Genomic DNA, 13,900 nt, shown 5'->3' with positions numbered 1-13,900 from the left:
ATTGAATATCTCTAAAAACTGACGTTTTAGAAATTCCTTATCATTAATGATACCCTATAGTTACCGCAATTGTCATAAATACTATTTCCAACAACAGCACGATAACAAAGAGTGGCGTAACAAATTTATACCATTTATCAATCGGCACACCCATTAAACCGCAGCCTAAAGCACAAGAGGTAGGCCAAAACATTTCCGCAAACCCATTCCCGAATTGATAGGCCAACACGGCTATTTGCTTGCTTAAACCGATTAGTTCAGCAGTAGGAGCCATAATCGGCATTGTAATTGTCGCTTGACTGGAAGAACCCGTAATAAAAAATTTTATGATATTCTGCAAGAAGAGCATTCCAAAAGCAGATATATATTTACTTGTTTCCGAAAGTAGGGATACCAAATAATAGACAATCGTATCTGAAATCATTCCGTCCTTCATAACAATTAAAATCCCACGGGTAAATCCTACAATTAACATTGATGATACCATAGACTTTGTAGATTCGATAAATGTCTTACATATTTCCGTAGCGGAATAACCGCTCGCAATGCCTGCAAATATCATCATCATTAGAAACATGGCTGCTATTTCGTCAATATACCAACCAAGTTGAGTCGTGCAATATAATAATATACCTAAGGTAATAAAAAAGATAAGCAAACAAACTTTTTGCCTTCCGGTCATTTTTATACTTGTCAGTTCCTCAATACTTTTCTCTTTTATGATATAAGGATCGGAACCGTATAGTATCGATTTTTCAGGAGTTGCTTTTATTTTTGCAGCATAGTGCATTATATAAAATATTGCAGCAGCTTCAAATACAACAAAAACCGCAATTCTTAATCCTAATCCCGAATAAGCGGTAACGCCTGCTACGTCTTGAGCAATAACGACATTATACGGATTAAAAGTACCTGCGGCATATCCGATCGTAACCCCCAGATACACCATTGCACCACCGACTATTGCATCGTAACCTAACGCTATTGCTATTCCTACGAAAACAGGGAAAAGGCCATATACCTCTTCAAAAATCCCCATTGTTGAACTTAACACTCCAAGAACAAGCATGACTATCGGAATCATAAGCTGTACATGTTTACCGACAAGTCTAACGAGTGCTCCAAGAGAAGCATCCATCGTTCCATTTTTTACCAGTACATATACAAATCCGTATGCAAATATAATTAAAAACATAATATTGGCTGCATCGACATACCCTTTCTGTAAAGAGAGAAATATATCAAAAAATCCTGGAGCTTTAGTGTCAATAAATTGAAAACTGCCGGGAACGACGACCATTTTTCCGGATATTGGTTCCTTTACTCTTTCATATTGCCCTGCCGGTATGATGTGGGTAAGGATGGTCATAATAATAAGAATACTTATGAGAATTACATAGGTATGGGGAACTTTAATACGTTCAAACCATTTTTTTGTTACTACAGTGTCAGACATACAAATACCTCCTGTAAAATGAGAAGCGCAGGTAATCCGCAGCTCTCTTATAAAAAATCCAATAGCCATTTATTTAAGGTAACCGGTTCTTTAGATTCATCATAAAGCTTAAAGTAACTTGAATGTCAACAAAAATTTTATTATTATTTCGTTCTATGAATAAGGACTTAACAATCGGCGAAGTTTCGGAGCTTTTAAATATCTCCTGTCCGACATTACGGTATTGGCAAAAGGAAAATATTTTTCCTGTTAATCAAGATGGTATGAATAATTATAGAAAATATTCGGTTGCAGATTTAGTCAATATTGCCGAAATCTCGTTTTATCGCAATCTTGGTATTCCTATAAAAGAGATGCGCCGGTTTAATATGTTAAATTTAAATGATTACGAAAAAATACTTAATGATGCCTATACAGACTTTGAAACAAAAATAAACAATTATAAAATAATGTTGAAAAAAATTATTTTAAAAAACCGACAAATAAAAAACATAAAAGAGCTAAAAAATACAGAATATGCGTATGAAGATATACCCTTTAACTATGTTGTAAAGTTTGATTACGGAGACAAGCAAAAGCTAATACAATACGCGAATAATCCTTCCCTCTATGTACGTTGCATTAACAGCTCGGATATTAATGATGATGAGAGGGGTATTATTACGCAATATCCCGATAAAACGGATAAAATTCTTTGGAAAAAAACTGAAAAACAGCGTTATATTGTTTTTCTTGTAGAAGAAATTGTAAATCGAAATTTTTTAAACAATATCCCTGAAAAGCTAAAAATAATACATAAAAGACATAGAACGGGAAAAATTCTCGTAAACTATTTAATAAGCGAAAGCATACGCAATCAAAGAATAGATTATCTAAAAGCCTATATAGAGATACTTTAAGGAACCTCTAAAAACTGATTCGCAGTCCGCAAAGCGGATAACTTAATGAATTTCCTTACAGAACAAGCCGATAGGCTTGCCGTTTTTAGAGGTTCCCAAACAAAAGTTATTTTGCGAATACCGGTTGAACGGCTTTTACCCATTCATCAATCTTTTCGGCAACTTTAGCATCGCCCTTGTCCAAGCACAGACCGAGCATTCTGCCGCCTCTTTCCATGCGGGAGAACTTAAATTCATATCCGCAGGGGCATACATCACCGACAAAGCGGGCGCCGCTAAAGCGGAGCTTATCATAGAAGTCTGCTGCGCCGGAGCAGAAGCTGTCGGGGTGGCGCTCTTGGCTTCCGACGCCGACGATCGCTACATTTTTGCCGGAAAAATCAACGGTGTGCAGCAGCTTTACTTTACCGCCCCAGTCTTCCATTAAGGCGCCGAAGAAATAGCTGGAAGACATCAGCACCACGTTCTGATACCCTGCTATCGCATCTACGGTTGTGTCTTTCATATTGTGTACATCGGCTCCCAGTTTTTCTGCAATCTGTTTTGCAAAAGTTTCGGTTACACCACCTTTACTTGCATAAAAAAATTCCTGTTTTGCTCATATAAAGCTCCTATTGCTCTTATTGATGATGGATTTATCATTGCTGATACATCAATTGTTGTAATAATATAATCATTCCCATAGAAAAATCAAGAATAATTCTTATTTTTTTATCAGCAGGCATAGAGTTTTCGAACGATAAAGAGGGCTAAACTACGAGGCAGTAAGCGATACAGACTTATCAACAGAGCATAGGAAGCGTTATAGGGATAAAAGAAGCCAATCCGCTTTTTATCCGCTAACGAAGCAATAAAAGAACCGAGCTTTTCAGCCGGTATGCCGTGCCGTTCATCATGCTCCATTTTTGAAATACTCTTTGTAATTCTCCCGAAATACACATCATTACCGGCATTCGACTTGTTACGAACATCCGTAAACGGAGTCGCAACATCTCCCGGCATAATAAGCGCACACTGTATACCAAACGGAAAGATTTCCGCGGCAAATGCCTCCAATAATTTTCCAAGCGCTGCTTTGGAAGCGGAATAAAAAGCCTGAAAGGGAATAGCAATTTCTCCTGCGACCGAACTCACCGCAAGAATCTTTCCGAAGCCTTGCTTCCTCATGTATGAAGCAGCTATCTTCATCGTTAAAAAAGCGCCGAAAAAATTTACTTCCAGTTGTTTTTTTGCATCTTCAAGCTTCGTAAACTCAACAGCCCCCGAAATACCGAAGCCGGCAGCGCAAACGCAGACATCCAATCGAGCTTCCCGTTCCCATACCTCGGCAAAGACCTTGGTCAGTGCATATTCATCCGTCACATCCGCTGAAAAATGACCTTCACCTTCAGGTGTTTGAACATCAAGCATCCGTCTGCTGACGGTATACACGCGATAGTCTCTATCTCTCAACGCTTTTACCGTTTCAAAGCCGATTCCGCTTGTTCCTCCCGTTACCACTGCAATCTTTTTTACCTCTTTTTTATATTCCATATTCGTAGTGCCTCGCATTATCGGGTTTTCTGTACAATAATAATACACAAAAATAATACACAAAAAATCTGCATAGAGGAACAGCTTTTGCTATAAAGAGGCTGTAAAGAGGCTTGACAAAAATGATGATGATGATAGTATGACAGCTACGGTGTAGGAGCACCGGTTTTATAGAAAGCTTAATAGCGGATAGGAGAGTATTTCGCTATAACAACATATCCCTTGGCAAGAGTATCGGCCGATATTCTTTGAATCTCAATAAAAAACGTCAATTTAAAATAGAAACGGTATTAGTGAATCTAAAAAGAAGGTTTATTTTAAGCGGCACGGATAGTACCGCTTAAAAACACTGCGAGCTTGCGTACCGCAAACATCGTGTATTTTAAGGAGGTCAAAATTTGAGCAAGCTAAAAGGTATTCTTCTGTTGCTAATCGCGGCAATTCTGATGGGATGCGCCACACAGCCTCAGCAACCGAAGGAAGAAAAACCCGTTGTAAAGCAGCAACCGGTTAAAACCGCTCCTGCGGAAGAAAAAAAACCTGCCGAACCGGAAAAAGCACCGGAACCGCAGCAAAGCGAGAAAAATAATACCGGTAACGAAACAACGGTTTATTTTGCTCCGAAGATGTATAGGATTGATACGTTTACCGCGCATAAGTTGGACAGTATTGCCGAGCTGTTGAAAGCGAAGGATGTAACACAGATAAAAATCATCGGACATTGTGCAAAATTAGACAGCACAAAAGAAGAAGAAAGACTGTCGTTACAACGTGCGCTTGCTGTTGCACGGTATTTTGAAGGAACCGGCGCCTTTAAAGCAGGTAATATGACCATATCGGCGGAAGGGGCTGAGCACCCTGCAGGATCTCACACGGAAATTTCCGAACGGAAACACAACCGCAGAGTCGAAATTTATTATTAAAAAAGATGCCTAAGTCATCTTTTATAGTTTTGGAGGTAAGATTTATGAAGAAATCACTCTTTGCCGCTGCTTTTGCGGCTCTTTGCTTCTCAGTTTGGGCACAAGTGCCTGAAACAATGACCCCTGATTATCAACGCGCGGCAATGCAATACCGCAACGATGATAAGCATTTTGTCAACAGCGATGTATTCTTTAAGCTCAATTCGGCAGATAAAGAAACGGGTCTCGACTTTGTTGAATTCTCATTGGACGGTGCAAACTTTATGACATATCACAATCCTTTCCAGATTTTGGAAGAAGGTAAGCACGATATCTCATATCGCGGTTTCGATAACAGCAGAAACCTTGAAGTTGCAAAAACCATTTCCATCATTGTTGATAACACAGCGCCCAAAACCGAGCTGAATACAACTGAACCGTTATTTTACAAGGGCTTGACTGCTTACTGTTCTGCAGAAACAAAATGGTACATTTCGGCGAACGACGATTTAACCGGTTCCGGAACTGCCGGAGCCTATATCGGCACGGATTTAGATGCTTTAACGCTCCATGGTAATGGAAAAGAAGATGAAGATGCTTATTATTCTGTAAGCGAAGAAGGTCCTGCAAAGATATATTACACGGCTGTCGATAATGTCGGTAACTTGGCTCCGCTTGAAGTAGTCTCTGTTGTTGTTGATACAACGGCGCCTACCGTTTTCATTGAGAACAGCGACCGGCTTATCAATAAAGATGATGCATACATGATTTTCCCGAGCGACGATGTTGTTGATGAAGAAGGACGCATTATCGTTTCTACAAAGGAATCGGTTGCGTTTGGTGCAACTGACGAACTTTCCGGTGTTGACGCTCTGTATGTCAAAATTAATGATGCCGATTATGTCAAATATATTGAGCCGCTTCAGTTTTCTTCCGACACTGTTTACAATATCGATGTAAAAGCAATCGATAACGTCGGTAATGTATCGGAGCCTGTCTCCTACAAATTCTATGTAGACAAGATTACTCCTGCATCCGATGTAGAGATTATCGACAGAGATGGAAACGAACCTGCAACATGGAATGTTCCTGCTGAGGATGCAACCACTCCTGCTGAAAATGCAACCGTTTCTGCCGAGGAAGCTCCTGCAAACGGTCAATAAATCGGGTACGCTAAAGTTTTAATAAGGTGCACGGTATTTTGCTGTTGCAGTTAAACCTTTAGTTGATTGGAGCGTCGGCTAATCTCAATGATTAGTCGGCGCTTTTTTATGCATTATTTGGCGCTTCCCTTTTTTCCTAATTGTCCGCAAGCGCCGCCGATTGTTCTGCCGCGCTTTTGCCGAATCGTTACATTTAAGTTTTCCGCCGTTAAATGCTGATAAAAAGACCGTATTTCGGAATCCGAAGGGGTGCTATACGGTAATTGCTGCACTGGATTCCACGGGATAAGATTGATATGCACATTGAGACCTTTGGCAAAAGCGCACACTTGTTGCGCTGCCTTATAGGAGGTATTGACGTCTTTGAGCAGTGCAAGCTCTAGGGTTACCCGCTTATCGGTTTTATCATTAAAATAGCGGATTGCCTTTTTTAATTCGCTGAGCGGATTAGCCTTTGTAACAGGCATCAAAATTGTCCGCAAGTCTTCATCCGCAGTAGTCAGCGAAACAGCAAGGCGAATATCAAGCTGCCTGTTCGCAAGTTCATAAATACCTTTGCAAATACCGGATGTAGAAAGCGTTATCCGTCGATGCGAAAGATTTCTGCCTTTAGGGTGAGTGAGAACGGCAATGGTTTTCGCGATACTATCGAGGTTCAACAACGGTTCACCCATACCCATAAACACGATATTATCAAGCTTACCGCAGATGTTTTCCAGATGTAAAAATTGCTCTACAATTTCGTTGGGAGCAAGATTACGCAAACAGCCGAGCTGTCCTGTTTGGCAGAAAGTACAGCCCATCGGGCAACCGACCTGACAGGAAACACAGGCAGTTCTCCGCATGGCTTTGTCAAACAACAGCACGGTTTCTATACTGCTGCCGTCATGCAAGCCGATTCCGAGCTTTACCGTACCGTCAGGATCCTTCAGTACGGTTTCGCATACGGTATTGCGCGGCGTATATTCACCGGCAAGCCGTTCCCGCTCCTTAAGCGGGAGATTTGTCATTTCTTTAAAAGATGAACACCCGTGTGCAATCCATTGGAAAATCTGCATAGACTGAAACCGTTGCGGTAAATTGCATACCGCAGCAATTTCTTCCGGCAGCATTCCTGAAAGGGCGTTTTTTTCTGCAACGTTGTTGTCGCTTTGTTCCAATCAATACGCCTTAATTTTGTAATGAAAAAAGGGTATCGCTTACCGCTTGGTTTTTGATGCCGTACTGTTGGAACGCTTGCAGCACTTCAATTGCTTTTGCTTTCTCGTTTGTATGAATATAACAGTCTGCAAGCTCAAGATAAATACGGTAATTTTTCCGGTCTGCCTGCATCAAATGCGTTAAGCTGGTTATCGCCTCATCGTATTTCCCCTGAATCTTACACAGAATTGCAAGACCGAGTATTGCATAGGAATCGTAATCGATATCAAGTGCACGTTGATAAATATGTTCGGCTTTTTCATAATCACCGATATGCCGGTATGCATCACCCATACGAGTAAGAATAACCTTATTATTCGGATCTTTATTAAGAATAGCCTCCCAATATTTTATTGAATGCTGCTGCTGCTTCATACCGCGGTAGCAGTCCGCAAGACCGAACAAACCGTAAAAATTATCGGGATCTTTTTCAAGGGCTTTTTCAAAATAATAAACGCCATGGTCAAATTGCTTCATCTTTCGGTAACAATTTCCAATCGATGTTAAGATACGGATATCGACATTGTCAGGATTTTGATCAAAAATCTTTTGCCAATAAACAAGTGCTTCGCGATACTTCTTAAAATCGTAATGCAGATGTCCCAAACCGATAAGTGCATACGGGTTATTCTCCTCGATCTCAAGCACTTTTAAATAAAGCTTTTTTGAATTTTGAAAATCGTGTATCTTGCGATATGCATCGGCAACGCGGGTAAAGACGGTAATATTTGCATTATCATGTTCCAAATATTGTTCCCAAATCTCTATGGCCTTTGCATATAAATTCATATTCTTATAGCAATCCGCCAGCCCGAACAACGCATAATTATTCCCCGGATGGTGCCGTAAACATTCGCTGTAATATTCTGCAGCCTCTTTACATTTATTCCGTTTTCGAGCGGCGTCCCCAAGTCCGACAAGAGCATAATTATTATTTTCATCAAGCTCTAACATTTTTTTAAATTCAGTTTCTGCCCGATCAATTTCATTTGCTTTCAAGAAAAGATAACCCTCACGTGAAAGTCTTGTAAGCTCATCGGTTCCTTCTGCATGATGAAGTTCTTGAGCGGAATCTAATGACGCAGGAAATAACGAGTCGGTCTGCTCGGAATAACCATTTTCAATACTTTCAAACATTTTCTACTCCTTTTGGTTCAGTATCTATTAACACTCTAATAAGCCGAACAAGCGAATCAATGATCGGTTCCGATTTGCGTTTATTTTTTGCAAGACAATACATACGAAGCGCTTCTAACGTATTATTTTTTGCAGCATAATAATCGCCTACTCTTGTAAGACCATCCGAATAGCCGGTAGTAATAAAAATACGTTGAGCTTCGTTTATAAAGCCTTCGTTAAAGAGCTGGTTACCGCGCCGATTTAATACTACCTTTTGTTCAGAACTGAGAGGAGTGAGTGCGTTTTCAGTTACTTTAATAAAATGCTTATTATCCGATCCCATTTTACTTCGTCTTTAATAAATTCATAAACTTTTCTGAAAAAACAGAACTATTTATTTAATACTGACACTCCCATTTTTTTATTTAATACTGACACTCCCATTTTATAAAATAGATACATTTATGACAAGCCCCCGCATTGAATCACGTTAAATCTAACCGAAAAAGGAGTTCCTCAGAACAGCTCATTCTCATGGGCATCCGTTCCAAGTCAGCTTGCAAAAGAAAACAAGAAATTTCTTTATTCTGTTGTAAAAGAAAGTGCCAGAGTCCGTGAATACGAAAGCGCTATCAACTGGCTCAAAAATGCGGGGCTTTTGCTTAAAGTGCACCGCATAAACAAGCAGGGAATTCCGTTGAAAGCGTATGAAGATATGGAACGTTCAAAATTTTTATTGTAGACACAGGTTTGTTTTGCAGTATGACAGGTTTAAGTGCAAAGATTTTACTTGAAGGAAATAGACTCTTCACGGAATTTAAGGGAACCCTTACCGAGCAATTTGTGTGCCAGCAATTGATAAGTGAGTTTGAAATAGCACCGTATTATTGGTCGGCGAAAGACGGCACTGCAGAAGTTGATTTTATTTTTCAGAATGACGATCATGTTATTCCTGTCGAAGTAAAGGCGGGAATTAATCACCATGCTAAAAGTTTTAAGCTGTATAGAGATACCTATCATCCTGAAATTGCATTCAAATTTTCTTTGACCGATTTTGTTGATCAGGGTATTTTGAAAGATGTGCCTTCGTACGATTTGCCGGTAATCAAAAAATGGCTCGAATTTATCTGATCCTTTGACTTTTCGCCCGCTTCGGTATACAATCCGATAAGATAAAATGAAGTGAGATCACAGGAATTTTAGCTGTCTTTCTATGTGATATAATCGATTAAAGAGGTTCCCCTATGGCTATAAACTGCGGTATTGTCGGACTGCCGAATGTCGGCAAGTCGACCATCTTTTCTGCATTGACCCGTGCCCCTGCGGAGGCGGCAAACTATCCGTTCTGTACCATTAACCCGAATGTCGGTATCGTCGATCTGCCTGATGAACGGCTCGCAAAGCTATCGCAATTTTTTGAACCGAAAAAGACCATCCCCGCTGCCGTCGAGTTTGTCGATATTGCAGGACTCGTAAAAGGCGCTTCAAAGGGTGAAGGGCTCGGCAATCAGTTTCTTTCTCATATCCGTGAGGTAGGAGTTATTGCGCATGTCGTGCGCTGCTTTGACAATCCCGACATCGTTCACGTAAATAACAAAGTTGATCCCGCCTCGGATATCGAAACTATCAATATTGAACTCGCACTTGCCGACCTTGCCTCGCTGGAAAAGCGGGCGGAACGGGCGGATAAGGCAACCCGTATGGGTAAAGATATGCAGAAAGAGGCGGCGATTGCGATGAGCGCTATTGCAAAAATCAAGCCGTTGCTGCAAGACGGAAAGGGCGCCCGCAATGCCGATTTGACCGATGAAGAGCGAGCCGTGATGTACGACACGCACCTGATCACCATGAAGCCGCAGCTGTATGTTTGTAACGTCGATGAAGACGGAATAAAGAATGGCAATGCTTATATCGAAACGGTTAAAAAAATCGCCGCGCAAGAAGGAGCCGAAACCGTTGTTATCTGCGGAAAGTTTGAAGCGGAGCTTGCCGATATCGACGATGCGGAAGAACGCACCGCCTTTTTGGAAGAGATCGGGCTCAAGGTTTCGGGCTTATCGGTTCTTGCTCACGCAGCGTATCATTTAATCGGACTGCGTACCTTCTTTACCGCCGGAAAAGACGAATGCCGCGCATGGACTATCCACGCAGGAGATACCGCCCCCAAGGCAGCCGGCGTTATCCACACCGATTTTGAGCGAGGCTTCATTAAAGCGGAAGTTTACAGTTTTGACGACTTCCTTAAATACGGCTCTGAACAAAAAATCAAAGAAGCCGGCCGCTACCGCCAAGAAGGCAAAGAATACGTCGTGCAGGATGGGGATATAATGTTCTTCAAATTCAACGTCTAGCACCTTTTGAAATATACGGCGCATCTGCGGTGTCGCTACGGAGAAATAAATGCTCAACGTACAATCAGTACGTCTCCGCTTTATTTCTCCTAAGCTCCTAGCATCTGCATCGTCTATTTCAAAAGGCTTACGGAAAGTATGTTTTCCGATATGCCGTTGCTGCGAAAAAATTAATCCTCAACGTATCATTTCCGACACGGATGTCGGTGGCACTACGCAGTAACAAGTTTGCCCCGCAAACTTGCAGCCCAAGAATATACACGGATGTATATTCTTGGGCGAGGATGTCCGTGGTTCCATGCAGCAGCAAGTTTTTCGCTAGAAAAACTTGTCGTTGAAAAGCGTACACGGAAGTACGCTTTTCAACATGCCTGCGGTTAATTTTTTCTCGCGCCTCGGATCTACGCCACATCTTTTCAAAAGGCTTACGGAGAGGACATCATCTACTGCGTCGCTCGTTCAGCGAAGTACGTCCATGTACTTCGCTGAACGCGCTGTGCGGCAAGCATTTCGAAGGCGGCGATGCGGGCTTTTTCCAATAGCGCAAAGTCGCGGATAGGATCGGCAAGCTCAAAACCGCAATAGCCGGACTGCTCAACGCCGCCGATATCCCCCGGCCCCCGCAGCTTCAAATCTTCCTCCGCAATAACAAACCCGTCAGTCGTGCTTGCCATCACCTTGAGCCGCGCCATGCCGGTTTCGGTAATATTTTTTCCATAGAGTAAAAAACAATAGGATTGCTCGCTGCCTCGCCCGATTCTGCCCCGCAACTGATGCAACGCCGAAAGGCCGAAGCGGTCGGCGTGTTCGATAACCATACAAGTTGCGTTCGGCACATCGACACCGACTTCAATAACACTAGTAGCCACGAGGATATGAATAGTACCTGAGCGAAACTCCTGCATGATAGCCCGCGCTTCGTCCTCCGGCACCTTGGAATGCAGGAGCGCAAGCCGGTGATGGGGGAAATCCCGTGTCAGCTCCGCGAACATATCTTCCGCCGATTTTAGGCTGAGTGTATCCGAATCTTCGATAATCGGATACACAAAATAGGCTTGCTTTCCGGCAAGGATATCCTGCCCGATAAAATAATACACTTTTTCGGCCTTGCTCTCGGGAGCAACATAGGTAATCACCGGCTTACGCCCGGGAGGCATCGTTTTGATGACGGAAATATCGAGGTCGCCGAACATCGACAGCGCAAGTGTCCGCGGAATAGGCGTCGCACTCATCATCAAAAAATGCGGAGCCTTTTTTCCGCTGTCGATGCCCTTTTGGATAATTGCAGAACGCTGGAGTACCCCGAAGCGATGTTGTTCGTCGATGACAACCATACGCAGGTTTTTATACAGTGTTTGTGCGGAAAAAAGGGCGTGCGTACCGATGATGAGGTCGATATTACCGGAGGCGAGCTGCTGCAAAAGCTGAGAGCGTCCCGCCGCCTTGAGGTTACCGGTTAAAAAAGCGAGCCGTACGCCGAGCGGTTCCAAGAGCTTTGCTGCGTTATCGGCATGCTGCCGTGCCAGCAGCTCAGTCGGCGCCATCAGCGCCGCCTGTCCGCCGCCCTCTATCACTTTTAAGCAGGCTAAAAATGCAACCAATGTCTTACCGGAACCGACATCTCCCTGAATAAGGCGGGCGGCGGGCGCCGTTCCATCGAGGTCGGCGTTAATCTCTGCGGTAACGGCTTGCTGGTCTGCAGTAAGCGTAAACGGCAGGCGTGAAAGCAGCTCCTTTTGCAGCGGGCTGTATGCGTACTGGTACTGGAGCGTATCCGTCGCCGATTGGCCGCCTGTTTCCTCTCCGGCGCATCCATCACCGCCGGTATGAGCTTCCGGCACCGCTTGACTGTCTCCCTTTGCCGTCTGGGCAGGGAAGCCGCTCCCCTGCCCTTTTGCCCCCGTCGTACGCGGCAGCATACCGCGCCGTTCGAGTGCGCGCATACCGACAGCTGCCTCGTACAGGAAGAACTCTTCAAAGATGAGCGCGGTGCGGGCATTTTCCGCCTCCTGCATAGAAGCGGGGCGGTGCATTGCAAACAGCACGGTTCTTTTATCGGGGTAGCCGTATTTGTTTAATACATCGGTAGGAAGCTCGGAATCGATTCCCCGCGCATACGAGTTAAGCGCCTGATCGATGAGTTTACGCAGTTTTGTCTGGGTAAGCCCCTGCGTCAGCGGATATACCGGCAAAATACGGCGCTCCGCCGTATCATATTTTTCTATATCGAAAGAACTCGATTGGATAGCCCCGTATTTAACAGAAAAACTTCCGTAGACCAGCGCCTTTGTACCTTCCGGAAACGATTTTTCTAAAAAAGGCCGGTTAAAGCACGCCAACTCGCCGCGGGTTCCTTCCGAATCGCAGACAATCAACTTGAGCGTTTTCATACGCCCGTAGCCGAACCATTGCTGATCCATAACCGTTACCGGAACATTCAATTTATGAAACGCATTCCATTCGCTGAGCGTATTATACCTGCTGCGGTCTTCCCATGTGCGCGGCCAGAGCCGTAGTAGATCACCGACCGTCGAGACCCCCAGCCGGCTCAGCTGTTCAACAGTTGTTTTTCCCGCCCCATACAGATTTGACACAGGCGTTTGAATTTCTCCAATCAGCATAATGGCAGTATACCACAAGAAAAAGCCTTACGGCGAGATGTTTCGAGAGTATCATGTCCGACAAATCACATTCAAAGACCGCATCTTTATTATTAAGCACCGAAGGCGATGAAATGAGTCCGTCCTTACCCCATGCTCCGTTCGAAGCAATCACCAGTTTTTTCGGTTTAACAGCGATAAAACGATAAAAACCGTAGCCTGTTTCATTACCTGACATATTTTTGTACACAGCTGCATCATCAACAAGGGTAATTTCACCATCCAGAGCCCCGCCGCTTTTTTTGTACTTTTGATATGTTGAGGATCTTCAGAAGCGGCAGGGATGCCATCGTTCAGAAATGTCCGTCATTGTGCATTCGTGGGCTACGAGTTTGCAAGCAAACTCGCTTCTGTATGGAACCACCGACGTCCTTGTCGGTTCTGAAAAGCCTTTTACCATTAGCTTTTTTGCAAATAGCCTGTCCGGAAGTGTACATCCGTGTACACTTTTTCCCGACATACTTCCGTGTATGTCGGGAAAAGACGAGTTTTATACAAAACTCGCTTCTGATTAATATCCCGCCCGTCCTTGGGCGTTCTGACGACGAGTTTTTGCTGTGCAAAAACATCGCTGCTGCTTATAACCACGGACATCCGTGTCCGTTCTAAAACTACAA

The 13,900-nt window shown here is 43.4% G+C and carries 13 protein-coding genes and 1 pseudogene; 6 read left to right on the top strand and 8 right to left on the bottom strand.

Features of this window, described 5'->3' with window-relative positions:
- Nucleotides 1–43: 43 nt before the first annotated feature.
- On the bottom strand, nt 44–1,456 hold the full coding sequence (locus GWP40_RS03025; RefSeq protein WP_212565999.1) for a YfcC family protein: 1,413 nt from the start codon (nt 1,454–1,456) through the stop codon (nt 44–46).
- A gap of 155 nt (nt 1,457–1,611) precedes the next feature.
- Here GWP40_RS03025 and GWP40_RS03020 point away from each other — a divergent pair, with 155 nt between their 5' ends.
- Nucleotides 1,612–2,355 carry a MerR family transcriptional regulator gene (locus tag GWP40_RS03020; protein WP_212565998.1) on the top strand — a complete coding sequence of 248 codons (744 nt, stop codon included), beginning with the start codon at nt 1,612–1,614 and terminating at the stop codon, nt 2,353–2,355.
- A 106-nt stretch (nt 2,356–2,461) separates the two neighbouring features.
- Here GWP40_RS03020 and GWP40_RS03015 read toward each other — a convergent pair whose 3' ends face one another.
- Nucleotides 2,462–2,881, bottom strand: coding sequence for a flavodoxin domain-containing protein (locus GWP40_RS03015; protein ID WP_230974656.1), 420 nt, complete (start codon nt 2,879–2,881; stop codon nt 2,462–2,464).
- A gap of 188 nt (nt 2,882–3,069) precedes the next feature.
- Complete coding sequence (locus GWP40_RS03010) at nt 3,070–3,888, bottom strand: SDR family NAD(P)-dependent oxidoreductase (protein WP_212565997.1); 819 nt, start codon at nt 3,886–3,888, stop codon at nt 3,070–3,072.
- Nucleotides 3,889–4,286: 398 nt separating this feature from the next.
- Between GWP40_RS03010 and GWP40_RS03005 the strand changes: the two genes are divergently transcribed.
- Nucleotides 4,287–4,811 (top strand): OmpA family protein, encoded by a 525-nt coding sequence (locus GWP40_RS03005; RefSeq protein WP_212565996.1) that lies wholly within the window; start codon nt 4,287–4,289, stop codon nt 4,809–4,811.
- Between the two features lie 44 nt (nt 4,812–4,855).
- Nucleotides 4,856–5,953 carry an OmpL47-type beta-barrel domain-containing protein gene (locus GWP40_RS03000; RefSeq protein ID WP_230974562.1) on the top strand — a complete coding sequence of 366 codons (1,098 nt, stop codon included), beginning with the start codon at nt 4,856–4,858 and terminating at the stop codon, nt 5,951–5,953.
- A 113-nt stretch (nt 5,954–6,066) separates the two neighbouring features.
- Here GWP40_RS03000 and rlmN read toward each other — a convergent pair whose 3' ends face one another.
- Genes rlmN through GWP40_RS02985 form a run of 3 tightly spaced genes read right to left on the bottom strand, consistent with a single transcriptional unit; the run spans nt 6,067 to nt 8,615 of the window.
- Nucleotides 6,067–7,065, bottom strand: coding sequence for a dual-specificity RNA methyltransferase RlmN (gene rlmN / locus GWP40_RS02995; RefSeq protein ID WP_212566517.1), 999 nt, complete (start codon nt 7,063–7,065; stop codon nt 6,067–6,069).
- Between the two features lie 58 nt (nt 7,066–7,123).
- Entirely contained in the window at nt 7,124–8,290 is a 1,167-nt protein-coding gene (locus tag GWP40_RS02990) for a tetratricopeptide repeat protein (protein ID WP_212565995.1), read from the bottom strand.
- Nucleotides 8,283–8,615: a hypothetical protein gene (locus GWP40_RS02985; protein ID WP_016522184.1), complete on the bottom strand. Its 333-nt coding sequence runs from the start codon at nt 8,613–8,615 to the stop codon at nt 8,283–8,285. Before GWP40_RS02985 ends, GWP40_RS02990 begins: the two co-directional genes overlap by 8 nt.
- Nucleotides 8,616–8,756: 141 nt before the next feature.
- Between GWP40_RS02985 and GWP40_RS13565 the strand changes: the two are divergent.
- Together GWP40_RS13565 and ychF are read left to right on the top strand one after the other, a co-directional pair.
- Nucleotides 8,757–9,403: pseudogene (locus GWP40_RS13565) on the top strand (DUF4143 domain-containing protein).
- Nucleotides 9,404–9,516: 113 nt separating this feature from the next.
- Nucleotides 9,517–10,623 (top strand): redox-regulated ATPase YchF, encoded by a 1,107-nt coding sequence (gene ychF, locus GWP40_RS02975; protein WP_212565993.1) that lies wholly within the window; start codon nt 9,517–9,519, stop codon nt 10,621–10,623.
- A 443-nt stretch (nt 10,624–11,066) separates the two neighbouring features.
- Here ychF and recG read toward each other — a convergent pair whose 3' ends face one another.
- Together recG and GWP40_RS02965 are read right to left on the bottom strand one after the other, a co-directional pair.
- Nucleotides 11,067–13,244, bottom strand: a complete 2,178-nt coding sequence (gene recG, locus GWP40_RS02970) for an ATP-dependent DNA helicase RecG (RefSeq protein ID WP_212565992.1) — start codon at nt 13,242–13,244, stop codon at nt 11,067–11,069.
- Entirely contained in the window at nt 13,180–13,473 is a 294-nt protein-coding gene (locus GWP40_RS02965; protein ID WP_212565991.1) for a hypothetical protein, read from the bottom strand. Before GWP40_RS02965 ends, recG begins: the two co-directional genes overlap by 65 nt.
- A gap of 109 nt (nt 13,474–13,582) precedes the next feature.
- On the opposite strand from GWP40_RS02965, the gene GWP40_RS02960 reads away from it, so the two are divergent.
- A complete protein-coding gene (locus GWP40_RS02960; RefSeq protein ID WP_212565990.1) occupies nt 13,583–13,798 on the top strand; it encodes a hypothetical protein in 216 nt (71 codons plus the stop codon).
- Nucleotides 13,799–13,900 lie beyond the last annotated feature (102 nt).

Origin of the sequence: Treponema vincentii, from assembly GCF_018336815.1 — a bacterium.
Lineage (GTDB): Bacteria > Spirochaetota > Spirochaetia > Treponematales > Treponemataceae > Treponema.
Note: the sequence above shows the minus strand (reverse complement) of the source record. Positions and strands in the feature narration are given on the sequence as shown.